The 26,025-nt window shown below is 64.5% G+C and carries 18 protein-coding genes and 2 tRNA genes; 16 read left to right on the forward strand and 4 right to left on the reverse strand.

What is annotated here, in order from left to right; translation table 11 throughout:
• Positions 1–88 precede the first annotated feature (88 nt).
• Both HMPREF1868_RS07455 and HMPREF1868_RS07460 read left to right on the forward strand, forming a co-directional pair.
• A complete protein-coding gene (locus HMPREF1868_RS07455) occupies positions 89–889 on the forward strand; it encodes a ParA family protein (RefSeq protein WP_062531534.1) in 801 nt (266 codons plus the stop codon).
• The gene (locus tag HMPREF1868_RS07460) at positions 882–1,751 is read left to right on the forward strand and encodes a ParB/RepB/Spo0J family partition protein (RefSeq protein WP_082719582.1); all 870 of its coding nucleotides are present in this window, start codon (positions 882–884) and stop codon (positions 1,749–1,751) included. The genes HMPREF1868_RS07455 and HMPREF1868_RS07460 overlap by 8 nt, the downstream gene beginning before the upstream one ends.
• Before the next feature lie 313 nt (positions 1,752–2,064).
• Here the strand turns inward: HMPREF1868_RS07460 and rlmN are convergent, their stop codons facing one another.
• Positions 2,065–3,132 carry a dual-specificity RNA methyltransferase RlmN gene (gene rlmN / locus HMPREF1868_RS07470; RefSeq protein ID WP_062531537.1) on the reverse strand — a complete coding sequence of 356 codons (1,068 nt, stop codon included), beginning with the start codon at positions 3,130–3,132 and terminating at the stop codon, positions 2,065–2,067.
• A 113-nt stretch (positions 3,133–3,245) separates the two neighbouring features.
• On the opposite strand from rlmN, the gene HMPREF1868_RS07475 reads away from it, so the two are divergent.
• Entirely contained in the window at positions 3,246–4,211 is a 966-nt protein-coding gene (locus HMPREF1868_RS07475; RefSeq protein ID WP_062531538.1) for a D-alanine--D-alanine ligase family protein, read from the forward strand.
• 17 nt (positions 4,212–4,228) lie between these two features.
• Positions 4,229–7,174 carry a helicase C-terminal domain-containing protein gene (locus HMPREF1868_RS07480; protein WP_062531539.1) on the forward strand — a complete coding sequence of 982 codons (2,946 nt, stop codon included), beginning with the start codon at positions 4,229–4,231 and terminating at the stop codon, positions 7,172–7,174.
• A 5-nt stretch (positions 7,175–7,179) separates the two neighbouring features.
• Here the strand turns inward: HMPREF1868_RS07480 and HMPREF1868_RS07485 are convergent, their stop codons facing one another.
• Together HMPREF1868_RS07485 and HMPREF1868_RS07490 are read right to left on the reverse strand one after the other, a co-directional pair.
• A complete protein-coding gene (locus HMPREF1868_RS07485; RefSeq protein WP_062531540.1) occupies positions 7,180–8,133 on the reverse strand; it encodes a helix-turn-helix transcriptional regulator in 954 nt (317 codons plus the stop codon).
• Positions 8,126–9,103, reverse strand: coding sequence for a helix-turn-helix transcriptional regulator (locus HMPREF1868_RS07490; protein WP_062531541.1), 978 nt, complete (start codon positions 9,101–9,103; stop codon positions 8,126–8,128). The genes HMPREF1868_RS07485 and HMPREF1868_RS07490 overlap by 8 nt, the downstream gene beginning before the upstream one ends.
• Positions 9,104–9,271: 168 nt before the next feature.
• On the opposite strand from HMPREF1868_RS07490, the gene HMPREF1868_RS10045 reads away from it, so the two are divergent.
• On the forward strand, positions 9,272–13,681 hold the full coding sequence (locus HMPREF1868_RS10045; RefSeq protein WP_062531542.1) for a M28 family peptidase: 4,410 nt from the start codon (positions 9,272–9,274) through the stop codon (positions 13,679–13,681).
• A gap of 37 nt (positions 13,682–13,718) precedes the next feature.
• On the opposite strand, the gene HMPREF1868_RS09750 is transcribed toward HMPREF1868_RS10045, so the two are convergent.
• Positions 13,719–13,925 carry a hypothetical protein gene (locus tag HMPREF1868_RS09750; protein ID WP_129583199.1) on the reverse strand — a complete coding sequence of 69 codons (207 nt, stop codon included), beginning with the start codon at positions 13,923–13,925 and terminating at the stop codon, positions 13,719–13,721.
• A gap of 188 nt (positions 13,926–14,113) precedes the next feature.
• Here HMPREF1868_RS09750 and HMPREF1868_RS07505 point away from each other — a divergent pair.
• The 11 genes from HMPREF1868_RS07505 to HMPREF1868_RS07555 all read left to right on the forward strand — a co-directional run bounded on the left by HMPREF1868_RS07505 (position 14,114) and on the right by HMPREF1868_RS07555 (position 25,869).
• Positions 14,114–14,188: transfer RNA gene (locus HMPREF1868_RS07505), tRNA-Gly, on the forward strand.
• Positions 14,189–14,237: 49 nt separating this feature from the next.
• Positions 14,238–15,521: an aminopeptidase gene (locus tag HMPREF1868_RS07510; RefSeq protein ID WP_062531544.1), complete on the forward strand. Its 1,284-nt coding sequence runs from the start codon at positions 14,238–14,240 to the stop codon at positions 15,519–15,521.
• 51 nt (positions 15,522–15,572) lie between these two features.
• Positions 15,573–15,648, forward strand: a tRNA-Lys gene (locus tag HMPREF1868_RS07515).
• Positions 15,649–16,205: 557 nt separating this feature from the next.
• Entirely contained in the window at positions 16,206–17,519 is a 1,314-nt protein-coding gene (locus HMPREF1868_RS07520; protein WP_062531545.1) for an argininosuccinate synthase, read from the forward strand.
• Between the two features lie 131 nt (positions 17,520–17,650).
• Complete coding sequence (gene argH, locus HMPREF1868_RS07525; RefSeq protein ID WP_062531546.1) at positions 17,651–19,048, forward strand: argininosuccinate lyase; 1,398 nt, start codon at positions 17,651–17,653, stop codon at positions 19,046–19,048.
• A 127-nt stretch (positions 19,049–19,175) separates the two neighbouring features.
• Positions 19,176–20,522, forward strand: coding sequence for an adenylosuccinate lyase (gene purB / locus HMPREF1868_RS07530; protein WP_062531547.1), 1,347 nt, complete (start codon positions 19,176–19,178; stop codon positions 20,520–20,522).
• 64 nt (positions 20,523–20,586) lie between these two features.
• Complete coding sequence (locus tag HMPREF1868_RS07535) at positions 20,587–21,792, forward strand: Tat pathway signal protein (RefSeq protein WP_072500325.1); 1,206 nt, start codon at positions 20,587–20,589, stop codon at positions 21,790–21,792.
• Positions 21,793–21,903: 111 nt separating this feature from the next.
• Positions 21,904–22,629 carry a response regulator transcription factor gene (locus HMPREF1868_RS07540; RefSeq protein ID WP_009278301.1) on the forward strand — a complete coding sequence of 242 codons (726 nt, stop codon included), beginning with the start codon at positions 21,904–21,906 and terminating at the stop codon, positions 22,627–22,629.
• 12 nt (positions 22,630–22,641) lie between these two features.
• A complete protein-coding gene (locus tag HMPREF1868_RS07545) occupies positions 22,642–24,180 on the forward strand; it encodes a HAMP domain-containing sensor histidine kinase (protein ID WP_062531549.1) in 1,539 nt (512 codons plus the stop codon).
• A gap of 137 nt (positions 24,181–24,317) precedes the next feature.
• Entirely contained in the window at positions 24,318–25,214 is an 897-nt protein-coding gene (locus HMPREF1868_RS07550) for a phosphoribosylaminoimidazolesuccinocarboxamide synthase (RefSeq protein WP_197414976.1), read from the forward strand.
• Positions 25,201–25,869 carry a hypothetical protein gene (locus HMPREF1868_RS07555; protein WP_062531550.1) on the forward strand — a complete coding sequence of 223 codons (669 nt, stop codon included), beginning with the start codon at positions 25,201–25,203 and terminating at the stop codon, positions 25,867–25,869. The genes HMPREF1868_RS07550 and HMPREF1868_RS07555 overlap by 14 nt, the downstream gene beginning before the upstream one ends.
• The last annotated feature ends 156 nt before the right edge of the window (positions 25,870–26,025 follow it).

The raw sequence follows: 26,025 nt of genomic DNA on the forward strand, positions 1-26,025 counted from the left end.
GGACTTGTTTCACGTGAAACAAGTCCCCTATCATGAATGAAGCCTTTGAGACACGAAGCAAAAACAGACGGGCTATGAGGGAGGATTTGTGGGATTCAAGGATATAAAGAGGGCCTTTCCAGATAGAGAAGCAAAGGTACTAGCAATAATCAACCAAAAAGGTGGGGTTGGTAAGTCGACCACTGCCGTGAATCTTTCCGCAGCCCTAGGTGAACAAAAAAAGAAAGTCCTGATAGTAGATTTTGATCCTCAAGGGAATACCTCATCTGGCTTCGGGATTGAGAAAGAAGAGCTGGAACACGACATTTACGATGCACTGTTGCATGACTATCCCATCGAGGAACTTATAGAAGACACAATAGAGCCTCATGTCTTCGTAATACCAGCCACGATACAGCTTGCAGGTGCAGAGATAGAATTAGTCTCGGTTATGTCGCGAGAAACGATATTGAAGAGCGTACTCGAGGGAATCAAAGACGAGTTCGACTACGTCTTCATTGACTGTCCCCCGTCGTTGGGGCTTCTTACGATCAATGCGCTGGTTGCGGCAAATGCATTGCTCATCCCCATACAATGCGAGTTCTATGCCTTGGAGGGCGTGACTAAGCTCCTTGAATCGATGAAGATGGTCAAAGCGCGCTTGAATCCTGGATTGGATGTCTTTGGCGTAGTAATGACAATGTACGATGCTAGGACAACTCTTTCAAAACAGGTTGTAGAGGAAGTTCGTAAGTACTTCGGGAACAAGGTATTCAAAAGCATCATTCCTAGAAGCGTGAAGCTTTCGGAAGCGCCGTCACATGGCCTTCCGATAAATATGTATGCGCGCGTAAGCAAGGGTTCTCTCGCCTACATGAAGCTTGCAAGGGAGGTCGTGCGTCGTGGCTAGAAAAGGTGGGCTCGGAAAGGGCCTCGAGTCACTCATGGGTGGTGCCGATGCGGAAGTGAGCGCAATCACGTCGTCATCAACACTGCCGCTTAGTCAAATAAAGCCTAACAAGGGCCAGCCGAGAAAGAAGTTCGATCAGCAGTCACTTGAGGATCTCTCTGATTCAATCAAGAAAAACGGGGTCCTACAACCCATCCTTGTGAGGAAAAAGGGTGCAAACTACGAGATAGTGGCAGGGGAGAGGCGCTACCAAGCTGCGAAGCTCGCTGGTCTCGAAGAGATTCCAGTAAGCATTCGAGAGATTAGTGACGATGAGGTCTTCCAACTGGCACTCATCGAAAACTTGCAGCGTTCCGATCTTGATCCCATTGAGGAGGCCCTGGGATACAGGAAGCTCATCAAAGACAACGGCTTTACGCAGGAACAGCTCGGAAAGATACTTTCCAAGTCCCGCTCGGCCATCGCCAACTCGCTTCGCCTGCTTGACCTACCCCAGGAAGTCCAGGACATGATGGCGGACGGAAAGCTCACCGCTGGGCATGCAAGGGCGATCCTTGCCGTGGCAGGCGAAGAGGGGAAGCTCAAGCTGGCGCAGAAGGTGTTAGAGCAAGGACTGAGCGTCAGACAGACAGAAAACCTTGCCCCATTGTTTTCTGGCAACAATGAGACGGGGGAGAAGCCTAAGAGAGAGCTGGTGCCCCAGTCGTTCAAGCGGGCCCAACGACAGCTTCGTCTTGCATTGGATACCAACGTAAAGGTGAAGAGGGTTAGGAACAAGAACAAGGTAGAGATAGAGTTTGCGGATGAAGAGGAACTTGCGCAGCTCGTCGATAGGCTGAGCGGCGGAATGGAAGCATTGTAATGACCCATCTGAGAAGAACCATTGCAGCAGTGGTAGTCCTATCTGGCGTGAGTCTCCTCTCATTTCACCTCCTGCTCAACGAGGAGGCACGGAGGTCGGTCAGGGACATGACCGAAACAGTGATGAGCTCAGCTCGTCAAGTGTCCGGACTCATGGAACGAGTCACGGGAATGGTCATGGAGGAAGAAGTGCCGACCCAAGACGTAGAGCAAGAATGGATACGTCTGGGCCTATAGGTCTCTTTTGACATAAGTCGATGCCCCGTACTAGAACAAATGTTCTAGTACGGGGCATCGCGTCTTGGAAGGAAGAATCAAGCCATACGATCGATGTTTTGCTTGAGCTGCCCGCAAGCGGCATCGATGTCTGCGCCGCGCGAGTTCCTAATGGTTGCCTCCACGCCCACGGAGTTGAGCCTACGGACGAACTCCTGCGCGCGAGCGTCGGATGTCGGGCGGAACTTGCTGCCCTTCACCTCGTTGAGTTTGATCAGGTTCACGTGGGCCAGGTTGTCCCGACAGAAGTCACAGAGGGAGGCAAGCTCCTCCTCGCTGTCGTTAACACCCTTGATGAGTGCATATTCGTAGGTGGGCCTGCGCCCCGTCTTGTCCACGTATTCGCCCATGATGTCATAGAGGTGGAGCAGGGAGTACTTGCGCACGCCTGGCATGAGCATGTCTCGTGTGCGCTGCACGGCAGAGTGGAGGGATACGGCGAGGGTGAACTGCTCGGGTTCGTTTGCGAAGCGCTTGATCATGGGAATGACGCCACAGGTGGAAACGGTGAGGTGTCGAGCGCCGATTCCCGCACCCTCGGGTGAGTTGAGCCTGCGCAGCGCGGCGAGCGTGGCATCGTAATTCATGAGGGGTTCGCCCTGTCCCATGAGGACGACGCTCGTCACGCGCGTTCCGAAGTCATCGCGTACGTGCATGACCTGCTCGTATATATCTCCTGCCGTGAGGGAGCGCGTGAGGCCGGCAGCCCCTGTCGCACAGAAGGCGCATCCCATGGCACAGCCCGCCTGCGAGGAGGCGCAGACCGCGAGGCGATCCCTGTTGGGCATGCCCACGCACTCGACCGAAACCCTATCAGGAAAGCGCAGGAGGTACTTCCGACTGCCGTCAGCGGAGACCTGGCGTGCGACCTCCTCGACCCCGCCAAGGCTACAGCGCTCGGCAAGTTGTGCCCTAAGGGACTTTGGGAGGTTCGACATCTGCTCGAAGGAGCTGACGTTCTTCTCCCATATCCACTCCTCGATCTGCTTGGCGCGGAACTTTGGCTGCCCGAGCTCTTCCAGAAGGGAGAGGAGCTGTCCGTGGGACAGGCTGTGGAGGTCGACTCCGGGCCTTGTCCCACCAGCCGCGTTGTTGTCGTCTTGCATGTTTTGGACCCCTCAAACTGTCTGGATGCGAGGCAGGAGTATCCTCGTCATCTAGGTGTTTTTCCTGCAAGAAGAGTCTAGCGCACGGCGCTCGCGCCCTAAGGAGTCCAGGAATGTCGAAGACCGACGTTACACAAAGCAAGCTCGTGGTCCTTGCGGGCGGATGGTCCGACGAGAGGGAGGTCTCGCTCGAATCGGGCGAGGCTTGTGCGAAGGCCCTCGCCGAGGCGGGCTTCTCTGACGTCACTCTCCTGGACGTCGCCGCGCCAGATTTCGTGGCCGCGCTCGTCTCGGGGGGATACGACGTGGCCTTCGTCGCCATGCACGGACGTTACGGCGAGGACGGCTGCATCCAGGGGATGCTTGAGGTCCTGCACCTGCCTTACACCTTCTCTGGCGTGCTCGCATCAGCCATGGGCACGGAGAAGGAGGTTGCCAAGGCGATCTATCGCCAGGCGCAGATACCCGTTCCCGAGGGGGTGGACCTCCCTGGCGACGTCGCCCTAGCAGACAGCGAGGCAGAGGAGCTCGTAGCCAATCTCGGGCTTCCCGTCTTCGTGAAGCCCGCCGCCAACGGGTCGAGCTACGGCATCACCAAGGTCACCTCCGCGGGCCAGCTCGCCCGCGCCGTGGCGCGGGCAGGGGAGGGAGGATGCCGCGTCCTCATCGAATCCTGCGTAGAGGGGACGGAGATCACGGTTCCTGTCGTGGGAAACGAGGAGCCCGAGGCCCTGCCTGTGGTGGAGATCGTGACCAACGCGGAGTTCTATGACCTCAAGGTAAAGTACGAGCCATCCGAGCTCCACCACGTCATCCCCGCCCGCATTCCAGAGGAAAGCTACGCGAGGGCCCAGGAGCTGGCCATCCGCGCGCACCAGGCCCTGGGCTGCAGGGGCGCCTCGAGGAGCGACTTCATCGTTCGCGCCGACGGCACCCCCGTCATCCTCGAGACCAACACCATCCCCGGCATGACGGAGATGAGCCTGCTTCCCGACTCCGCGCGTCACGCGGGAATAAGCTTCCCGGATCTTTGCAAGCGCTTCGTGGAGCTTGCCCTCGAGGGCAACGACCAGGACTAGGGAGTGACGGGAGCAGCATGAGCGGGATGGGACCCCTGGCGTCGCCCGTCGACGAGATTCTCCTGCCGGGCACTCCGGAAGAGGTTGCCGAGCGCTATCGCAGTCTTGAGCGCCGTGCCACAAAGACCTCGTTTGACCTCCTCGAGGAGGACATAGTCGTCCTTGACACCGAGACGACGGGCCTCTCGTTCAAGGGCTGCGAGCTCATCGAGGTGGCCGCCGCCCGCCTGAGCGGACGCGAGGTGGTGGAACGCTTCCACAGCTTCGTGCATCCCCATCGACCCATCCCGTCCGAGATATCGGCGCTCACGGGGATATCGAACGCCGACGTGGCCCTCGCGCCCGAGGCGCCCGATGTCATTGGCAGGCTCGCGGACTTCGTCGGTGGAGTCCCCGTGCTTGCGCACAACGCGACCTTCGACAGGACCTTCGTGGAGTCCGTGCCCGGCGGCAAGGACGTGAGTGACAGTTGGATAGATACGCTAGCGCTCTCACGCATCGCGCTGCCGCGCCTCTCGACCCATCGCCTCGCCGACATGGCGCACGCCTTTGGCTGTGATGCGGTCACGCATCGCGCCATGGCGGACGTTGACGCGCTGTGTGGAATGTGGCGCGTCATACTCCTGGGACTCAGTGACTTGGGGCCCGGCCTCCTGGGTCGTCTCGCTGACATGCACCCCGAGGTGGACTGGCCCTTCCGACCCGTCATTGGTCACCTCTCCCAGGAGCAGGGACAGGCGACCTTCTCGCTGAGGCAGGCCAGGAGGGACCTGCTTGCCGGCGAGCGCCCAGCCATGAGGACGGAAGCGCCGGATGGGGGAGAGGAGCTCGTCTCCCCCTCGTCGGAGGAGGTGACGGCGCAGTTCAGGCGCGGCGGCCTGGTCGAGCGCATGTACCCGTCCTTCGAGTGGCGACAGGAGCAGGAGCAGATGGCCCTGGAGGTCAGGGATGCCCTCGCAAGCTCCTCGCATCGCTCTATCGAGGCGGGCACCGGGGTGGGGAAGTCCATGGCCTACCTGCTTCCCGAGCTCATGTTCGCACAGAGGAACAGGCTGACCGTGGGGGTCGCCACGAAGTCCAACGCCCTCACTGACCAGCTCATATCCCAGGAGCTTCCCGCCCTCGCGCGGGTTCTCCCAGATGGGCTCAGCTTTACGAGCCTCAAGGGCTACGACCACTATCCCTGTCTCCACAGGCTCGAGACCTCGACCTACGCCGAGCTGCCCCTCTCGCTCGTGGACGGCATGGGAAAGTCTCCACGGACGACGCAGTCCGAGATGCTCACGGCAATCGCGGTGAGCTACGCGTTCTGCCTGCAGTCCCCCCAGGGCGACCTCGACGCGTTGGGCATCCGCTGGCGCTACGTTCCACGGCAGATGCTCTCCACCACGGCCAACGAGTGCCTGAGGAACCGCTGTCCCTTCTATCCCAACGAGTGCCTGGTCCACGGCGCCCGCAAGAGGGCGAGCCAAAGCGACGTCGTGGTCACGAACCACTCCCTCCTGCTCCGGGACATCGACCTCGATGGACAGATCCTGCCCCCCATCAGCCATTGGGTGGTGGACGAGGCACACGGCTTCGAGGGCGAGGCGCGCCGCCAATGGGCGCGTGAGTTCTCGGGCGACCTGGTGAGGCGTGGCTTCGAGCAGCTGGGGAGCAGCAAGACCGGCACCCTCCACAACCTCATGGTCCAGGTTTCGGGTCTTGCCGAGGCGACCCTCTACCAGCGTCTTCTCACCAAGCTGTCCGCGTCGTCCGCCCGCGCCTCCGTGTCCTGCGCGGACTTCCTCCTGGCCTTGCATGGGCTTGCAGGCCAGGCAGATGGGTCGGGCGACTATGACCGCGTGAACGTCTGGATTGACGCGAGGCTGCGGGAGAGCGACGAGTGGGGGTCGCTGAAGCAGGTGGGCGACGTCTGCCTGAGACGCCTCGAGGAGGCGGAGAAGGACGCGCGAGAGGCGTTCGAGGCCCTGTCCGAGGCCGACGCTCCTCTGGCAGGCGACCTCAGGGCATCGACGAGCTTCCTGGGGCAGCTGGGGGAGTCCCTCTCGCTCGTCTTGGACGGGAGCGACCAGAGCTACTTCTACTCAGCAGAGCTCGCCCGCCGCAAGCGGGACATGCCATCAGAGCGCCTCGTGGCGGAGAAGCTCGAGGTCGGACCCGACCTGGCCGAGAGATGGCTGTCGCAGATGCAAAGCGTCGTGTTCACGTCGGCCACCATGGCCGTCGGAAAGAGCTTTGAGCACTTCGACCATTCCGTGGGGCTCGATGCCCTAGGGCCTGACGCCCATCGTGACCTCCGCCTCGACTCGAGCTTTGACTACGAGGACAACATGTCGGTCGTGGTGTGCAAGGACATGCCCCAGCCCAACGACCCACGCTATCGCGAGGCCTTGTCCCAGCTCCTCGTGGACGTCCACACGGCCATGGGCGGCTCGGTGCTCACCCTCTTCACCAACAGGCGTGACATGGAGCTCGTCTACCAGCAGGTGCTTCCCCGCATGCATGAGCGGGGACTTGAGCTGATCATGCAGGAGCGTGGCGCGTCACCGCGCAGGCTTCGCGACCAGTTCCTCGCCGACCGCTCCCGCTCCCTCTTCGCCCTGAGGTCCTTCTGGGAGGGATTCGACGCGGCAGGGGACACCCTCCGTTGCGTCGTCATCCCCAAGCTGCCCTTCGCCAGCCCCAAGGACCCTTTGGTGAGGGAGAGGGAGCTTCGCGAGGACCGCTCCTGGTGGCGCCATTCCCTCCCCGAGGCGGTTATCTCGGTCAAGCAGGCGGCAGGGCGGCTCATCAGAAGCTCGAGCGACACCGGCGTCCTCGTGCTCGCCGACTCACGCCTGGTCAGCAAGCGCTATGGGCGCCAGTTCACGAACTCCCTGCCCAAGCAGCCACCCTGCGAGCTCGAGTGCGGGAACGTGGGGGAGTACATCAGGATGTGGCGGGCGGGCCACGAGTCGTAGGGAGCTCACACCCGGCCCGTCTTTGTCGCGGCGGCGCGCAGAGCCCGCGCGGCCTCCCTCACCCTGGCCCTGAGGTCCTCGTCGCGTATCACCACGGAGCTTCCGCAGGCTGCGAGCCTGAGGGGCAGCCAGTCTCCTGCGTAGAGGGGGAGGGTCACGGAGGTCCTGCCCTCCGACTCTCCCGTCACTCGCATGCCATGCCAGGAGAAGAGCTCAAGGAGGCCCTGGTCGAGGAAGTCCACGGCAACCTCGCGCACGACCTCATGGCCCTGCTGCCCCATGGTCACCGCCCCTTTGTGCTCCCCCGTCGCGAACGGCCTGGGGTCGGCCATTCGGTCCAGGCGGAAGGTCCTCTGGGCCTGTATCTCGAGGTCCAGCGCCTCGAGATACCATGCCCCCTCCTCGGTCCTGAGCGTCTGGGGGATGACGCGCCTTTTCCTTGGTTCGGCATCGGCGGCGCCGCGATACCAAAAGCCCAGGCCATGACCATCGGCTATGGCCTGGGCGCAGAGGTCGAGGACGCTCGGCCTGCCGCTGACGTCCGGCCCCTGTGGCCGCCCTTCCGCGCCCGTTTCGCCGGTGGGAGAGAGGTAGGGAAGGACTCCCTGGTAGATTGGGTCATCCTGCGACATCCCCAGTCGTTCGAGCGCCGCCCGCATCGCCTCGGACTCGGAAGGGGTGAGCTTGAGCGGGTGCCCCTTGCGCTCGCTGTCGAATGCCAGGACGAGCTGGTCGTCGTCACCGAGGCCAATGGGGAGACCCATGCCCTCCTCGTCGTGGGCGGTGAGGGCGAGCTCCAGGAGCAGGCGCGCGTGCCGGGTGCTGCAGCCGAGTCGCGCGGCGACCGTGGATAGCGAGAGTGACCTACCCTGGGCCGAGAGGCTGCCCAGGAGGGCGGCCAGCTCGCGTGCCTCCTCGAGCCCGCCCCTCCTGCCTCGCCTGGAAGCCCCGCTAGGCATCGCACGCCTCCTCCACGACCCTGTCCCAGTGGTCGGCGACCTTCCGCGGTCCGACGGGCATCAGGCGATGCGCCACGCACCAGCGGGCGCACGCCTCGGGGTCGGAGTATCCGACCTCCCAGCATCGCCCCCCGCGCCCATCGACGTGCCTGCCGCGTCGGTCGAGTTCCGCGGCCACCTCCCCCTCTGTGCAACCCAGGTCTTGAATCGTGACCGTGCCGACCTCGGGCCCGATCTGGAAGGGGAGGCGCAGGTAGTCACCCACGCAGAAATCCGGGGGTATGCGGTAGGAACTGCCCGACACGACCCTCGCGGAGAGGAAGCGGTCCAGGCGGTAGACTCGGGGCTCCCTCCAGCTTCCGTCATCGCGGAGCTCCGAGGCGACGAAATAGCTCTGCCTCCTCAGGCCGAAGCTCCCATAGAGGCGCAGCCTCCTCTCCCTTGGCTCTTGGCCCCTTGCTTGGTAGGTGACCACCGCCTCCCGTCTCCCAGACAGGGCGGCGAGTAGGGGAGGTAGGAGCCCGTCGTCGATCCCGCTGCCAGAGAACAGCCGCTCGAGGCTACCGCTGGGACCAAATGATCCGTCGACCTTGGCCAGGGCGAGCCTCAGCTCGCTCCTATGCGGAAAGCTCGGGTCGTGAGTCAGGGGAGCGCAGGCGACGTCCAGCACCAGCGCATCCTTAGAGGAGAGGGACCCCCCTCCGGGGAAGGACGCGGCCTCGTCAACCTTCCAGAGACCGGGCTGTCCCTCGCTCGCGACGTTGACGAGGCTGAGGCCGCAGGCGGACATGGCCGCGCGGTCGCGCCTGAAGGCCTTTCGGAACGCCTCGTCGCTTGCCTGCGGGTAGTAGGTGTTCCGGAGCTCCTCGTTGGAGAGGGCGTGCTTGGCGTTTGAGAAGGCGAGGATCAGTCCCGCCACGCGCCTGGCCTGTTCGTCGTCCCTGCTCACCGTGACGAAATCGTCCTCCATGCGTCCTCCCACATCCGATGCCGTGCAGCGAGGCCTTGCCCCCGTGCGGGTAGCTGCCGCCTCCGACCCCCGAGCTGTGCTGGTAGAACAAATATGCATCATAAGACGTATACTCGGACGATAGGAAAGTGGACGATTCTCTCCCTGCTTCGGCAAAGGACGTATGGCATGGCAACGACGCGCAGCTACCTCGACTATCTCAACGACAAGGTGGACATCTCTCCGGCGAACAGCCAGGAGGAGCTAGACGCCTCCCAGCTGATCGAGTCGATCATGCAGGAGCACGGCCTCGACACGAGCCTGCAGGAGTTCGCCGCGCCCGCGGCGCCTGAGCTTCCGCGGGCGATACTGCTCGTGATCATGGTCATCGGCATGGTCCTCTCGGGCATCCTGGGCTCCGTCGTGGGCCTGGTCGGCCTCGCCCTGGTGCTTGTGCCGTCCATCCTCCTGGGCCTGCGCTTCGGTGGCCGGGACCTTATATCGGGCATCGGGACCCGTGCCCGCAGCCAGAACGTCATCGGCGTCCATCGAGCCAGCGGCCCCCTGGTGGTCAAGGGCAACCGTCCCATCGTGATCGTCGCCCACTACGACAGTCCCAACGAGGGGCTCCTCTTCCAGCCCCAGCTGGCCAGGTGGCAGCCGCTCCTCATGCGGTCGAGCCTCTGGTGTGGCATCGCCGTGGCCTTTTGCTCCCTGATTCAGGTCATCGCCATCATCCCCGCCTCAATCCGTCACGTCTTCTGGGTGTTGGGAATGCTGGCGGCCCTCCCCCTCCTCCTCGTCGGCATCGCGGGAATCTATGGTCGATTCGCCTCCTGTACCACCGGCGCCAACGACAACAAGGCCTCCGTCGCGGCCATGCTGGGCGTGCTGGACAAGCTGCGTCCCGCGGATGACGAGGCAAAGGCCTGGGCCGCCGCCCATCCTCATTCCGAGGGGGTTGGCGAGGGTCCTTCTGCTCCGCTCGAGGAGGAGCTCGAGGTAGAGAGTGACGAGGAGGCCTCCGAGCGGGCCTTTGCCTCTCTGGACGAGCTTCCTGCTGACAGGGGGGGAGAGGACGTCACTTCCACCGCTCCGTCGCCTGCTGATTCGACCGCGGCGGAAGGCCTCCACCCGGCGACCGCCGCCTTCACTCCCCAGGTGATTCCCGCGCCCGAACCAGAGGGTCCCAAGTCGGTCCGTCGCGGCGCAAGGCTCATTGAGGAGCTCCAGATTCTTCCCGAGAGTTGCCAGATCGTCTATCAGAAGCCTCCCGTGCCCCAGGTCGTTCTTCCCGACCTGCCCGAAATCGACGTCGACGGCGCTCTCCCCGGAGTTTCCCCGTCCGCAAGCGGGTCCACCAGCGAGATGGGGGAGACTTCGTCTGGGGCGGGGGCACGGCCAGAGCCCGGGGCCACCATGCCCGAGTTCATGGCACGCGCCAACGCCCGCATCTCCGAGTCGTCCCTCGAGGAGGAATCATCCGCGGACCCCGCCAAGGCCGCCGAGGGTGGTTCCACGCAGGGCTCGTCGGCTGACGACGCCCTCATCGCTGACTTCGAGGTCATCGACCCCGACGCTCCTTCCCGCCCTGCCGAGCTCCTCGCCTCCGTCAAGTCGGCGCTCTCCCATGTGAGGGAGCTCATCCCTCGAGGCGAGCGCCAGGCTCCCAAGATCGAGCGTGGGGAGGAGCTGGCTTCCGGCCAGCCTGGGGAGCAGCCTGTCGTGCAGGTCGCGGATGGTCAGGGGACGGAGGCTGACGAGAAGGGCGAGTCCCTGCAGCCAGAGGATCCCAGCCAGACCGTCGCCACGCCCGCCGTGACCTATGAGGACGAGGAGGCACTGCTAGCGGAAGTCCACGCGCGCGCCGCAGGGGACACCGTTCCAAGCGTGTCGCTCGACGCCGCCGGACCAAAGGACGCACCTGGCATCACGGACGGACCCTCTTCCGATCCGCAGGGCGCCGCAGACGAGGAAGAGAGGGTCCTCGTGGCCGTGGATGCCGAGGGCGAGGAGGCTGACTCCGAGTCCGAGCTTGCAGACGCCCGTGACGAAGAGCCCCTGCCCTACGACGGCCCCATGGCGTCACAGTTCGAGACCCCGAGCGTCCATGACGTCGAACCCCGCAAGGTCGATCCCGCGAGCGTTCCCTCGATCAACGACGCCTACCTAGACAACGCAGCCATCTTCACGCGTCTGAAGGCGGTTCCCAACCCAGCCATCGCGCCCGTTCCCGAGCCAAACTTTGCCCACGAGCAAGATGCGCAGTTCGAGCCCCAGGTTGGCGGCCAGTCCTTGCGTCGGAAGGATGCCTCGGCAGACCTGCAGCCCGGATTCGCGGCGGACGGCGCGGACGGGAGCGAAGCGGTTCAGGAAGGGACAGCGCTAGAGGGCGCTCCGCGGAGTCAGGACGAGCAAGCGGAGGAACTCGTCCCCGAAGAGGGGGCTCAGCCCGATTCTGAGGCCGTCCCCGTTCCCGTCACAGACGGCGGCCCGGCAACCGAGGAAGCCTGGGTGGACGGACCTCGGGCTGAGTCTGCGACAGCCGAGGTCACCGAGGGCGACGTCGAGGGAGAGGACGAACCACCCTGCGACTCCCAGCAATTCGACGGCGAGGACCTGCGTGAGGGATCTGCGGGAGCAGGGGAGCCTGACCAGCAGGCGGAGGTCTCCGAAGCCGGTGCCTCACGTGGCGAAGCGGATGCCCTTGACGACGGAGCTGCCTTCGAGGACGAGGCGGAGCCCTTGGTCCAGGATGTCGCGGAGCCAGGGCAAGCCACCTTGCCGGACGGTACTCGGCCGGCAGGCGCGGGAGCAGAGACCTTGGAGCAAGAGCCAGCGAAGGACGAGGCACCTCTCCCACGATTCAGCCTGTTCGCGCCCCTGCGCGACGACTACATCATGGATGCCGAGTTCGAGCGGCTTCCGGAGGACGGTCCGACCCCAGGGGCGGACGAGCTTGGCCAGACTATGGCCCAACCCGTGGTTGCCGACGGTAGCGACGAGCCGACCCTCGTGACCATGCCCGTCGCCGAGGACGACGTGGAGGAGAGGCCGATCGAGCGCGAGGAGCCGGAGGCGTCGACCGAGGTGGCACCCGATTCAGACGAGGAGATGCCGGTAGAGGGAGGGGAGCCGTCAGCTGCGGAACCCCTCGACGAAGCCGAGCCGGAGGACGACCGACCCGAGAGGGCCGTCGGTTACGTCCTGGGCGAGGAGCCGGCAGAGGTCGACCAGAGCGAGCTGACCCTCGACGCACGGCCCTTCGTGTCCGCAGAAGACGTCAGGGTCACGGAGTCGTCTGCTACCGGCGACCCCGCCCAGGAACTGGATCCCAACGCAACCGTCATCGCCCCCAACCTGAGTTTCATGGAGGACGAGGAGCCTAGCGAGGAGGAACTGGCCTCCAAGGACGTGTCGGGGTTGGACACCTATGCCATGGACGGCACCGAACCCCGTCCGGCAGAGCCTCGGCGTCCGGAGCCGACGGCGGTCGATGATCCCAACTGGGGCAAGAGCGAGTTCACGCCTCAGCCGGGAAACATCGCGCGCCGGGCGGTGCTCTTCGACCTTCCTGATCCGTCAGAGGCCACGCCCGACCCGCTTACCCCCGAGGAGCCCAGCCCCACTCCCGCCCCGCGCGGCATCGACGAGGGACGCGCGCGCCCGTCGGCCGCGGACCTCTCCTATACGAGGGGCGAGCGCGAGCCGTTGGGCGTGGTGGGCGAGGGTGCCCTGCGGTCTGAGTCTCCGCGGCCACGGGGTGGGTCCCACCAGGCAAGGCCCATGGGCAAGAAGCGCTTCAACATCTTCGGTCGCCACAAGGACCAGACGGAAGACTCAGATTCCTTGAGCTCTTGGCTTGGCGTTGACGAGGACTTCGACGCCAAGAAGAGCGGCCGCGAGATTGGCAGCTGGGACAACTTCTCGGACGCGAAGCAGGGGAGGCCTCGCGACGGATGGAAGGGAGGCGCGACGAGCCGCTTTGACCTCAGGCTCGTCGAGGATGAGCCTGCCGGCTCCGAGGAAGGCGCGAGCCAGGCTTCTGCGGAGGGCTACATCCTGGGTGGAGAGGAGCCCCAGGCCATGGAGCCCCGGGAGGGGATTGGCATGGAAGAGCTGCGCGAGGCCATCACGAGCATGGGTGACGACGAGCTGCTTGCCCACGACGTCTGGTTCGTGGCCCTGGGTGCCTCGGGACTCGACCACGCTGGCGCAAAGCGCTTCATGGCCGAGCACCGCAAGGACATCCGTGGCGCCTTCGTCGTCAACCTCGACACCGTCGGCGCCGGTCGCCTCAGCGTGCTCACGAGCGAGGGTGCCACCAGTCCGCGCAGGGCAGACCGCAGGATGGTCCGCCTGCTGTCAAAGATCGCAGACGACCTGCACGTCGGGCTGGAGAAGGTTCGCTTCGACTGGGCTGACACGGACGCGACACCCGCCATGCAGTCGTCCATGCGTGCGGCAACGATCATGGGCGTCTCTGAGGACGGCGTTCCCGCGCTCTCTCACACCGCGGACGACGTGCCGGAGAACCTCGATGCGGCGCAGGTGGTCGACGTCGCCGAGCTCGTCGCCGAGCTCATTCGACGGGCATAGGAGGGTCCGTCCAAGAACCAAGTCCGACCCAATGAACCTATTGCATGCCGGCGGTCCCCCTGTGGTGGCTGCCGGCATGTCCCGTTCCGAGGGGGTTGCCCCCGCGCACGGGGTCGCCTCCGCGCAGCTGGGCCCGCGGCGGACGCCGCCTCTTGCCCGCCGCCCCAGAGGCCAGGCCGACCTCGTCCGGTCCAAGCGCCTCCGCCCGTCGTATCTCCTGCCTTGCAAGCAGCGTCTCTTCCACCAGACCTCCCCGGTCGCCTACGTTGGGGAGTAGAGGCTACTCATGCGAGCTGGCAGCAAACCCATCGGCAGCTTGCGCCAGTCTGGCGTCAGCTAGGGACGCGAGCCCTCCGAGCATGGGATTCGCGACAGTTTCGACAAAAGCCTTGGGCACGTCGCAATGGGAGCTGTGATAGAATCCACAAACATGCGGGCATCGCCAAGTGGTAAGGCAATGGCTTCCCAAGCCATCATCCGCGGGTTCGAATCCCGTTGCCCGCTCCATAGACTGTCATCGGGCCCTTCGGGGCCCGATTTCGTGAAAGGGCAATCCATGAGCGTTCCCATGACCGCCGAAGAGTGCCATGTCGCCATCGGGCATCTTTCTCCCAAGATTGACAACTATGCCGAGCTGCTGGTTCGCAAGGGTGCGGCATTGAGGCGGGGACAGGAGCTCGTACTGCAGGCGCCCGTGGAGCGGGCGGACTTCGCCCGCCGCGTCGTGAGGAAGGCCTACGAGGCGGGCGCGGGACACGTGACGGTCATCTGGTCTGACGACGTGGTGGGACGCCTGACCTACGAGCACGTGGACAAGGCCTACTTCGAGCACGTCCCCTCGTGGCAGCGAGAGCAGCTCAACTCTCTCGCCGAGGCTGGTGCTGCGTTCCTCTTCCTCGAGGGAAGCGACCCCTCCGCGCTCGACGGGATTGACCCCGCCAAGCCGGCGGCCGCACGAAAGGCGCGCAACACCGAGTGCCTCGCGTTCAGGGAGGGTATGGACTTCGGCCGAAACGTCTGGTGCATCGCGGGGGTTCCCGTCGAGGCCTGGGCCCGCGAGGTCTTCCCCGAGCTCTCGGGCAGCGAGGCGATCTACAGGCTCTGGCTCGCCATCCTGAGCGTGGCGCGCTCGGACGGCCGCGACCCCCAGAGTGCCTGGGAGACCCACAACGCCACCTTCGAGAAGAACAAGCGCCTGCTCAACGCTGCCGCCTATGACAGCCTGAGGTATCGGTCGTCGAATGGTACGGACCTCGTCGTTGGCATGAACGCCGGCCACCTCTGGGAGGGAGGGGCCGCCCGGACGGTGGATGGGACCGTCTTCTTCCCCAACATCCCCACCGAGGAGGTCTTCACCACCCCCAACCGCAACCGTACGGAGGGAATCGTCCACTCCGCCATGCCGCTCGTGCATGCGGGTCAGGTCATCGACGACTTCTGGATCAGGTTCCGAGACGGCGCGGCGGTCGAGTGGGACGCCCGTCGGGGCAAGGCCGCGCTCGACCAGATCATGGCGGCAGACGAGGGTGCCCATCACCTGGGAGAGGTCGCCCTCATCTCAAAGAACACCCCCATCAGGCAGGGTGGGATCCTCTTCTACGACACGCTCTACGACGAGAACGCGAGCTGCCACCTCGCCCTTGGCATGGGATTCCCGGAGTGTCTTGATGGCGGGCTCGACATGGGCAAGGACGAGCTCCTGGCCCATGGGGTGAACCAGTCCTCCACCCACGTCGACTTCATGGTGGGCGCCGACGACTTGGACGTCTGGGGAGTCGACACTAACGGAGAGGAGACCCCCATCTTCGTGGGCGGGCAGTGGGCCTGGGAGGCCGAGTAGCGACCCAGGCACGTGGTAGAATCGCACGGACGTCTCATCGCGTGACATATCGGGCCGTTAGCTCAGTTGGCAGAGCAGGGGACTTTTAATCCCAAGGTCGTGGGTTCGACCCCCACACGGCCCACCACGTACGCTTGCAGGCCAACGGTGGTGCTTCCCGTTGGCCTGCTTCTCGTATGCCCATGATGCAACTATTTCCCTATGTAACAGGCTGCTAGCTGCTGATATTCAAATCGTTGACGCAAGCAATTGACGACATCGAGATCCTTGTCCATCTTCACCTGCCCAATTGTTTCGAGCAGGAAACCAAAGGGGGCTCTCGTCTTACGCGCATTTGCATAGAGGCGTAATATCCCTCAACAACAAGTGGAGCAGGAGTCCAGGCGCAGGGAAGGGGGAGAGGTTCGATGGACAACAACACAGGCATCAAGCTCTCTCTCCGACGCCAGGGCCGACGAATCACGCTGCGACGCCAGCGCGAGCTGCTCCCGGTCCGCTGAGGCAAAACTAGAGGCCTCGCACACATAGGACTGTGACACCGCCTGGCAATGCCAGGCTTTTTTGTACGAAAAATACCTGGCACGCAGCGTATTCACCTTTTTGGGAGGGGACGCCCTCCCATCGCGTGCCCACGACCATAACCAACACACCAAGCAACGAACGACAAAACAGGGGAGAGCAACCATGCCTGCAACCAAGATCCAAAACGCCGCCACCAACGCCGCCACGAAGGAGAAGGTCGTCCTCGCCTATTCCGGCGGTCTGGACACCTCCGTCATGGTCAAGTGGCTCCAGCTCGAGAAGGGACTCGACGTCGTCGCCATCTGCGGCAACGTGGGCCAGGACGCAGAGGACCTGGCCTGGGTGGAGAAGAAGGCCCTGCGGATGGGAGCCGTCCACTCGGAGGCCCTGGACATGCGCGAGGAGTACGCGAAGGAGGTTCTCACCAAGGCGATCAAGGCAAACGGCCTCTACGAGGACACCTACCCCCTGCTCTCCGCGCTCTCGCGTCCCCTCATCGTAAAGCACCTCGTGGAGATCGCCCACAAGACGGGTGCCTCGTACATCGCCCATGGCTGCACGGGCAAGGGCAACGACCAGGTGCGCTTCGAGACCTGCATCCACGCTCTCGACCCCAGCATCAAGGTCCTGGCACCCGTGCGCGAATGGGACCTCCTCACCCGCGAGCAGGAGATGGAGTGGGCCCAGGAGCATGGCGTGCCCGTGCCCACCACTGCCGCCAAGCCCTACTCCATCGATGACAACCTCTGGGGTCGCGCCATCGAGTGCGGCGTCCTCGAGAACCCCTGGAACGAGCCCCCTGCGGACATCTGGACCATGACGGTGGACCCCATTTCCGCCCCCGACCAGCCGGAAGAGATCGTGGTCGGCTTCGAGAAGGGCGTGCCCTGCTCGCTCAACGGCAAGAAGATGGAGCTCCTGCCCCTGATCGTCCAGCTCAACAAGGTCTGTGGCGCACACGGGTACGGACGCATCGACATGATCGAGGACCGCGTGGTGGGCATCAAGAGCCACGAGTGCTACGAGTGCCCCGCCTCCCTCGCCCTCATCAACATGCACCACGCCCTCGAGACCCTCTGCCTCGACCACGACACCCTGCAGTACAAGCACATGATCGACCAGCAGTGGTCCAAGGTGGTCTACGACGGCCTCTGGTACAGCCAGCTCAAGGAGGCGCTTGACTCCTTCTGCGCCAGCACCCAGGCCTTCGTCACCGGTGAGGTCAAGGCAAAGCTCTACAAGGGCAGCCTCACCGTGACCGGCCGCAAGAGCGCCTACTCCCTCTATGACCTCAGCCTTGCGACCTACGGTGACGGCGACAGCTTCGACCGCAGTGCCTCCAAGGGCTTCATAGACCTGCACAGCCTGCCAAGCAAGACCTGGTCGGGCAAGCAGGGTCCCGCCCACAAACAGGCGGTTCCCGCGCCTGCGGGCAAGAAGCAGGCGAAGCTGGGCTACGCGGCCCTCTCCGCGTAGGGGAAGTTGTCCGGCGGGAGCTGGGGTTGCGCGCACGCGGGAAGACTCGGCCCGCGTGCGCGCCCTTGCGTCCTCAGGCACATACAGTGGCGAACGACTGAGCGAACACGAGATGAGAAAGGCGGGTCAGGATGGCCCTTTGGTCTGGAAGGTTCGAACAGGGAGTCGACGAGCTCACCCAGCGCTTCGGCGCCTCGCTCGAGGTCGACAAGAGCATGTGCCGTCAAGACATCGCCGGGTCCATGGCACATGCCCGGATGCTGGCTGACCAGGGCATCATCGGCGTGGATGACGCCGAGAGGATTCAGGAGGGCCTTTCTCGGATCCTCACGCAGATAGACGACGGCGACTTCGAGTGGGACGTGAACGACGAGGACGTCCACATGGCGGTCGAGTCGAAGCTCACGCAGATGGTCGGTCCAGCCGGCGCGCGCCTTCACACCGGACGTTCGCGCAACGACCAGGTGGCACTTGACCTGCGACTCCTTGCCAAGGACCTCCTTGCCCAGCTCATGAGGGGAAACCTTGCCCTCAGGAGGACCCTTCTCGACGAGGCGGTGGCGCGGCGGGGCGTGGTGATGCCGGGTTACACCCACCTGCAGCATGCGCAACCCGTGTTCCTCTCGCATCACCTGCTTGCCTACTTCTGGATGCTGGGGCGTGACTTCAAGCGCCTCTCCTTCGCCTTCGACGAGGCGGATGCCAACCCCCTGGGAGCCGCCGCCCTGGCGGGGACCACCTATCCCATAGACCGCTTCCAGACGACGAAGTCCCTGGGCCTCGACCATCCCATCCCCAACTCCATGGACGCCGTGAGCGATCGTGACTACCTCCTTGACCTGCTCTATGCCTGCTCCGTCTCGATGATGCACCTCTCGCGTCTCTGCGAGGAGATCGTGCTCTGGTCCACCACGGAGTTCGGCTTCGTCACGCTCTCTGACTCCTACTCGACCGGCTCGTCGATCATGCCCCAGAAGAAGAACCCGGACTTCGCCGAACTCACCCGTGGCAAGACCGGTCGGGTGTACGGTGACCTAGTGGCCCTCCTCACGACCATGAAGTCGCTTCCCCTGGCCTACAACAAGGACCTCCAGGAGTGCAAGGAAGGTCCTCTCGACGCGGCGCATACGCTGCTCGACTGCATGGCGTGCGTGAGGGGGATGGTCTCCACCTGGCGCCTCGACGAGGGCCGCATGGAAGAGGAGTCGGGGAAGGGCTTCACCGCCGCGACCGACGTGGCAGACTACCTCGCCAAGCGAGGGGTGCCCTTCCGCAAGGCCCATGAGGTGGTGGGGGAGCTCGTCCTATATTGCGAGAGGCATCACAAGGGCCTGGAGGACCTGACGCCCGAGGAGTTCCGCCAGGCCTCCGAGCTCTTCGACTCCGACGTGACGGAGGACCTCGACCCAAGGGGGATAGTCTCGGCCCGTAACAGCTACGGCGGCACGGGTACACAGGCGCTCGCTCGCCAGCTCGAGGAGGCGCGCGCCGCGCTCGAGGCCGACGAGGGCTCGCTGGCGGGGGAGTAGGTCGCAGACGGCAGGGGACACCGACGGCGGCCTTCCGGCCAGGGTCCCCACCTCTGCACGCTTAGTGGACCCCGCTGCGGCGCGCTAGAATTGGGGGACGTCCGCAGCCCAGGAAAGGACACCCCGCATGATCGACCGTTACACCCGCCCCCAGATGGGTCACATCTTCTCGCTCCAGAACAAGTACGCCATCTGGCAGGAGATCGAGGTCCTGGCCTGTGAGGCCCATGCCGAGCTGGGACAGGGCGGCATCACCAAGGAGGAGGCGCGCTGGATTCGCGACCACGCCGCCTTCGACAAGGACGAGGTCGACCAGATCGAGGCCGTGACCAACCATGACGTCATCGCCTTCCTGACCAACATGGGCTCGTACATCGACGCGGAGGTCCCCGAGGGCCAGCCCAAGCCCAGCCGCCACGTGCACTACGGCATGACCAGCTCAGACCTGGGCGACACGGCCCTCTGCTACCAGCTCACCCAGGCCGTCGACATCCTCCTGGACGATTGCGCCAGGTTGGGGGAGATCTGCAAGAGGCGTGCCTTCGAGGAGCGGGACACCCTCTGCGTGGGCCGCACCCATGGCATCCATGCCGAGCCCATGACCTTCGGCATGAAGTTTGGCAGCTGGGCCTGGGAGCTCAAGCGCGACCACGACCGCCTGAAGGATGCCCGCAAGAACGTGGCCTTCGGGGCCATCAGCGGCGCGGTGGGCACCTACTCGTCCATCGACCCACGCGTCGAGGAGTACGTCTGCGAGCACCTGGGCCTCGCGCATGACCCGCTCTCGACCCAGGTCATCAGCAGAGACCACCACGCATACCTCGCCGGCGTCCTTGCCACCTGCGCCGCCACCTGCGAGCGCATAGCGACAGAGATCCGCAACCTCCAGAAGACCGACACCCTCGAGGCCGAGGAGCCCTTCTGTCGTGGCCAGAAGGGCTCGAGCGCCATGCCCCACAAGCGCAACCCCATCACGGTGGAGAAGGTCTGCGGCCTGTCTCGCGTGGTCAAGGCAAACGCGCAGGTGGCCTTTGACAACGTCGCGCTCTGGCACGAGCGCGACATCAGCCACAGCTCCGCGGAGCGCATCGCCCAGGCGGACAGCTTCATCGCGCTCGACCACATGTTTGGCTGCCTCATCCGCATCGTGGACGGCTTGGTGCTGTACCCGGCGCAGATGATGGCGAACCTCAACCGCACCCGTGGGATGCTCTTCTCGTCCAAGGTCCTGCTCGCCCTGGTGGACACGGGCATGAGCCGCGAGGACGCCTACAAGGTGGTGCAGTCGAACGCCATGGCCACCTGGGGAGAGATCCAGCGCTGCGAGCAGGGCACGAGCTTCCGCGAGAAGCTCGAGGCAGACCCGGCCTGTACTCTCACGGACGAGCAGCTCGACGCCATCTTCGACCCACGTAGCTTCCTGACCAGGTCCGACGTGCTCTTTGACCGCTTGGAAGGACTGAGCTTCGAGTAGGCGGGATGGCATGGGATGCGCCCAGCCGACGGCCGACCGATTCCGGAAAGGGGTTCCTTCTCGCATGACGAAGCACAGCATCACCAGGAGGGGCCTCTTTCGCGCCACTGCCGCCGCGAGCGTCGCCGCGGCGGGCGTGAGTGTGCTCGCAGGCTGCAAGCACAAGTCCGAGGAGGGGTCGAGCCCGGTGGTGGTGGGCGAGGAGTCTGCCACCAACATCCTCGAGAGCTACCAGGAGGCAGAGCAGCTTCCCATCGCGCAGCAGGGTGGCTGGAGCATCTCCCTGGGCAACGTGCTCCATCCGGGCGAGGGGAGCTGGGTCCCCTGCACCACGGCCGGCTCGAGCTCGAACCCCATGGTCAAGGGTGGTGCCTTCTCCATCTCGACGGGACAGGTCAGCGAGGTGGTCCCGAAGCCCCTGGCCGGCGATGCTAGCAACGTGGCCATCTATGACGTGCGCTGCTCCGACTCCGCATACGCCTGGGTCGAGCTCAACCTGCTCACCCACGACTGGACCCTCTATGCTGCCGCCTTTGCGGACGGAGCCCTCTCCGGCACACCCTCGACGCTCTGGTCGGCAGGCTCGGACTACGACCCGCCGCGCTTCGCGGTCACGGACTCCAGGGTGCTCTGGCAGGTCATGCCCTCCGCGTCGGGCGACAAGAGGTCCGAGCACTCCTTCTGCTACCTCTGGCAGACCGGCGACACGAGCGCACAGGCCGTCGTGGAGTCGCCGGGTCGCTTCGCCACCGAGCCGGCCGTCTCGGACGGGACGGTCACGCTCGTGCCCCGGGTGAACGCTGACCAGGGAACCTTCTATGGCATCACGGCGTACTCGCTCTCCGACAAGCTCTCAACCAAGATTGACCAACTCGTGCTTCCCGCGTCGGTGAGGCCCCTCAATGCCGTCCGCATCGGCGACCGCTTCGCCTTCTCCATCGAGGCGAGCTACTCGTCCGGTGGCCTCCTGGGCAAGATGGGCACTTACATCGGCAGTGGCGAGGGGCCCTTCGTCATGCTCTCGCGCGAGCCGACTGCGGCCGTGACGGGCAAGGGTGACACGTTCGTCATCAAAAGCACCTCCTCCTACTTCGTCGTGGACACCAACGCAAAGACCTACTCGGTGCTTTCGGCATCCAACCGCTGCATCGACTACGGGGAGTATCCTGCCACCCTTGGCACGAGCGACCACTTCGTCACCTTCGCCACGGTCAAGGACGAGAAGACCGGATATCCGTCGGCCGTCGCCGTGAGGTCCTTCGCGCTCTAGTCTCTGGGGCACGGACGCCAGGTGCGCTAAAATGACTCTTGTATAGGCAAATTGTGCACCCATGCCTGACGTGGGGAGCTGGGATATCGGCGGGACGTGAGGGGGGCCGGAATGGCTTCGGAAGAGAAGAAGATTCTGCTCGTTGAGGACGAGAAGACCATTCGTGACGCCGTGGCGGCGTACCTCGAGCGCGAGGGCTACATCGTCCGCGGCGTGGGTGACGGGAAGAGCGCCCTCGAGGAGTTCGAGAAGCACAGCTTCGACCTCATCGTGCTCGACCTCATGCTTCCCCAGCTCTCGGGCGAGCGCGTCTGTCGCGCCGTTCGCGAGACGTCGAGCGTCCCCATCATCATGCTCACCGCGAAGGGCGAGGTGGAAGACCGCATCATCGGGCTGGAGCTCGGCGCCGACGACTACCTGATCAAGCCCTTCTCGCCCAGGGAGCTCGTCGCCCGTGTGCGCGCCCTCCTCAGGCGCGCCCACACCGAGGCTGAGCCCCCGCTGGAGGTGCTGGACTTCGGAGACCTGGTCATCGACATCTCGGGCCACAAGGTCATGGTCGAGGGCAACGAGGTCGACCTCACTGCCTCCGAGTTCAAGCTGCTCACCACCCTCGCCCGCTACCCAGGACGCGTCTACACCCGCATGGAGCTTGTCGAGAAGGTGTTGGGCTACGACTTCGAGGGCTACGAGCGCACCATCGACTCGCACGTGAAGAACCTCCGCGCCAAGCTGGGCGACGACCCGCGCAACCCGCGCTGGCTGTACACCGTCCACGGCGTGGGGTACCGTTTCGAGTCAGCCCAGAAGGCGGACGCCGGCGAGGCGAAGAGGTAGGGGACGCAGACCTTGCCTGACATACTCGACAACGAGGAGGCCCGCCGCGAGTACGGCGAGGCCTCCTCACTTGGGTCGGACTCACCCAAGTCCTCCTTCAACACCATGGCGCGGACGTCCGGCTCGCGACCGACCAAGACCTTCACCGCTCGCATGGCCTTCTACTTCGCCCTGACGGCGATCATGACGGCTGCGGTGCTCTCGGTGGTGCTTGCGGTGGTCTGGGAGGGGCAGTTTCGTCGCTACACCCAGCAGAACCTTCAGACCCTCGCCGACCAGCTCGCCGACGGCATAGCCGTACAGTACGACAGCGCGGGCTCATGGACCGACGAGGTGCTGGGCTACGCCCACTTCGCCTCCGTCTCGTCCGCCGGCGTGGCGGTACAGCTCGAGGACTCCGACGGCACCATGCTCTACGACGACTCCTGGACGGTCTCGCATCGCATGTCGGCGACGAGCGGACGGGCGCCCTCGAGCCGGCCCGAGTCCATAGTCTCGGCCGAGGTGCTCAGCTCGTCGGGCAACGTGGTGGGGACGGTCAGGCTCCTTGCCTATGGGTCCACCGCCCTCACGAGCAGCGCCGACTCGACCTTCCGCACCAACTCCTACGGTGCCGTCGCGGCGGCAGCGGCGGTCGCGGTCATCCTTGCCTGCGTCATCGGGTACCTGGCCTCGCGTGCCCTCACCAAGCCCATCAAGGCCATCACCTCGACGGCGGCGCAGATAAGGAGCGGCGACCTCACGGCCCGCACCAACCTGCGCGGTGACGACGAGATAGGGCGCCTGGGAGAGACCTTCGACTCCATGGCAACGGAGCTCGAGCACGACATCAAGTTCGAGCACCGCCTGACGAGCGACGTCGCCCACGAGCTCAGGACGCCGCTCATGGCCATGCTCGCCACGGTCGAGGCCATGCAGGACGGCGTCCTGCCCTCAGACGACAAGCACTTCGAGACGGTGGCCGAGGAGGTGCGCCGCCTCTCCCGGCTCGTGGACGCCATGCTCCACCTCTCGCGCATCGAGAACGGCACGCGCGCGCTCAAGCTCGAGCGGACCGACATGGTCTACCTGGTCAAGAGCATGGTCTCGATGCAGCATCAGCTCTTCCATGAGAAGGGCCTCCACCTGCGCTTCGACGACAAGACGGACGCGCACGAGTGCTACGCCCAGGTGGATGCGGACCTCATCCGCGAGGCCGTGACCAACCTCATGTCCAATGCCATGCGCTACACGGGCGAGGGCGGATGGGTCGTCGTGGGCGTCAGGCGCGACCGCGTCAAGGGAGAGGTGCAGGTCTCGGTCCAGGACACGGGAATCGGAATCTCGAAGGAGGACATCCCCAGGGTCTTCTCGCGCTTCTGGCGCTCCGATGCAAGCCGCGAGCGCGTCTCGGGCGGCCTGGGGGTGGGCCTCGCCCTCACCAAGGAGATAGTCGAGAAGCACAACGGCGTCATTGGCGTGGAGTCCGAGCTGGGCAAGGGCACCACCTTCACCCTCCGCCTCCCCCTCGAGCAACGCAAGACACCCGCTCGCCCGCAACAGGAGAGGTAGGGGAGGGCGCTTCCCCGCCAGTCCGGTTGCCATCGGGTGACTTGTTCCGTTGTTTGCCGAGCTTGGTCAGGCTTCATCTAGAATGGGGAACGTCGTGCCCGGCACGACCACGGTCGTCAACATCGATGGGAGAGACAATGGAAGCCATGGAGCTTCGCCCCGATTCGCACGGCAAGGTCCGCGACATCTACGATTGCGGCGACAGCCTGCTCATGGTCGCCAGCGACCGTGTGAGCGCGTTCGACTACGTCCTTCCGGACGAGATCCCCTTCAAGGGGGAGGTTCTCACCCGCATCTCCGCATTCTGGTTCGAGAGGTTCCAGGACCTCATGCCCAACCACATGCTGAGCATGGACGTCTCGGACTATCCAGAGGAGTTTGCCCCCTATGCAGACTACCTGAGCGGCCGCTCAATGCTGGTGATGAAGGCCCAGACCATTCCCATCGAGTGCATCGTCCGCGGCTACCTCACGGGTTCCGGCAAGAAGACCTACGACCAGGACGGCACCGTCTGCGGAATCAAGCTTCCCGGCGGCCTGGAGGAGGCATCAAAGCTGCCTGAGCCCATCTTCACCCCCTCGACCAAGGCCGAGCTCGGCGACCACGACGAGAACATCTCGTTCGAGCGCTGCGCCCAGATCGTGGGGGAAGAGGTGGCCGCGCAGCTGCGCGACGCCTCGCTTGGGATATATGAGGCCGCCGCGGACTATGCGGCCACCAGGGGCATCGTCATTGCCGACACCAAGTTCGAGTTTGGCATGGTCGATGGCAGGCTCACCCTGATCGACGAGTGCCTGACCCCCGACTCGAGCCGGTTCTGGCCTGCCGACGGCTACGAACCCGGCCATGTCCAGCCCAGCTATGACAAGCAGTTCGTGCGTGACTGGCTCAAGGCGAACTGGGACATGACCGGGGAACCGCCCCACATCCCCTCCGACGTCATCGAGGGCAGCTCGAGGCGCTATGCCGAGGCATTCAAGATAATCACCGCAAGCGAGTTCAAGCCCATGAAGGAGTCCCATGTCTCTGCGTGACACCATCGAAGCGGCCCGCAAGGAGGCCGAGGAGGCGGGAAGCGTTCCCGCGGCAAGCCCCAAGGCATCCAAGGCCGGTGAGGCAGCCGACGGGGGAGACAAGCCCCGCGCCGGATTTACCAGGCGCTCGGTCACGCGCGCTCGTCCCGCCCGCGAGGCGGCGTCGGGCGTGAGGGTCGTCTCGAGCGAGAAGGTGCGCCGCGGCAGCCAATCTGCCTCGGGCAAGGCCGAGAGCGAGATGACGAAGGAGGAGCGCAAGGCGGCACGCAACGCGCGGCGCGACGAGGAGGACCGCAGGGCCACGTTGTCCCGCGTTCTTCTCAACCAGCGTTCGGAGTTCAGGAAGAGCCAACGCGTCTGGTGGGCGCTCATCGGCTCCGGTCTTGTCATCACCCTGGTCACCTGGGCCATCACCTACTTCTACCCCGAGGCGGCGACCAACCCGTCATCGCCTGCCGGCATAGTCATGCTGGTCGCCATCGTGTTCGCGTACGTGGCGATCATCGCGGCCTTCGTGTACGACTGGCGCAAGGTGAGGCCCCTGCGTCGCGCTGCTGACGCGGAGGTGGCATCCATGAGCAGCAAGAAGGTCATGGCCCTTCTTGAGGCGGACGCCAAGCAGCTCGAGCAGGAGGGGAAGGCCAAGAAGAAGTAGGCCTTTCCGACCGTCGGGACATCCCGCGCTTGTCGGCACCGCATGCTCTGCAAAGTGCCGACAAGCGGGATATTCTTGTCTCGTATTCCCTCTCGCCCTACGTCTGTCGGCATTCAACCACCGGCAATGCAGGATGATCGGAGTTCGCGGCTCACG

Source organism: Olsenella sp. DNF00959 (assembly GCF_001553055.1).
GTDB classification, from domain to species: Bacteria; Actinomycetota; Coriobacteriia; order Coriobacteriales; family Atopobiaceae; genus Olsenella_I; species Olsenella_I phocaeensis.

Excerpts from the sequence above, each read along its gene's own strand:
- rlmN (WP_062531537.1), bottom strand. The coding sequence starts at position 3,132 with ATGCAAGACGACAACAACGCGGCTGGTGGGACAAGGCCCGGAGTCGAC.
- HMPREF1868_RS07475 (WP_062531538.1), top strand. The coding sequence starts at position 3,246 with ATGTCGAAGACCGACGTTACACAAAGCAAGCTCGTGGTCCTTGCGGGC.
- HMPREF1868_RS07480 (WP_062531539.1), top strand. The coding sequence starts at position 4,229 with ATGAGCGGGATGGGACCCCTGGCGTCGCCCGTCGACGAGATTCTCCTG.
- HMPREF1868_RS07485 (WP_062531540.1), bottom strand. The coding sequence starts at position 8,133 with ATGCCTAGCGGGGCTTCCAGGCGAGGCAGGAGGGGCGGGCTCGAGGAG.
- HMPREF1868_RS07490 (WP_062531541.1), bottom strand. The coding sequence starts at position 9,103 with ATGGAGGACGATTTCGTCACGGTGAGCAGGGACGACGAACAGGCCAGG.
- HMPREF1868_RS10045 (WP_062531542.1), top strand. The coding sequence starts at position 9,272 with ATGGCAACGACGCGCAGCTACCTCGACTATCTCAACGACAAGGTGGAC.
- HMPREF1868_RS07510 (WP_062531544.1), top strand. The coding sequence starts at position 14,238 with ATGAGCGTTCCCATGACCGCCGAAGAGTGCCATGTCGCCATCGGGCAT.
- HMPREF1868_RS07520 (WP_062531545.1), top strand. The coding sequence starts at position 16,206 with ATGCCTGCAACCAAGATCCAAAACGCCGCCACCAACGCCGCCACGAAG.
- argH (WP_062531546.1), top strand. The coding sequence starts at position 17,651 with ATGGCCCTTTGGTCTGGAAGGTTCGAACAGGGAGTCGACGAGCTCACC.
- purB (WP_062531547.1), top strand. The coding sequence starts at position 19,176 with ATGATCGACCGTTACACCCGCCCCCAGATGGGTCACATCTTCTCGCTC.
- HMPREF1868_RS07535 (WP_072500325.1), top strand. The coding sequence starts at position 20,587 with ATGACGAAGCACAGCATCACCAGGAGGGGCCTCTTTCGCGCCACTGCC.
- HMPREF1868_RS07540 (WP_009278301.1), top strand. The coding sequence starts at position 21,904 with ATGGCTTCGGAAGAGAAGAAGATTCTGCTCGTTGAGGACGAGAAGACC.
- HMPREF1868_RS07550 (WP_197414976.1), top strand. The coding sequence starts at position 24,318 with ATGGAAGCCATGGAGCTTCGCCCCGATTCGCACGGCAAGGTCCGCGAC.
- HMPREF1868_RS07555 (WP_062531550.1), top strand. The coding sequence starts at position 25,201 with ATGTCTCTGCGTGACACCATCGAAGCGGCCCGCAAGGAGGCCGAGGAG.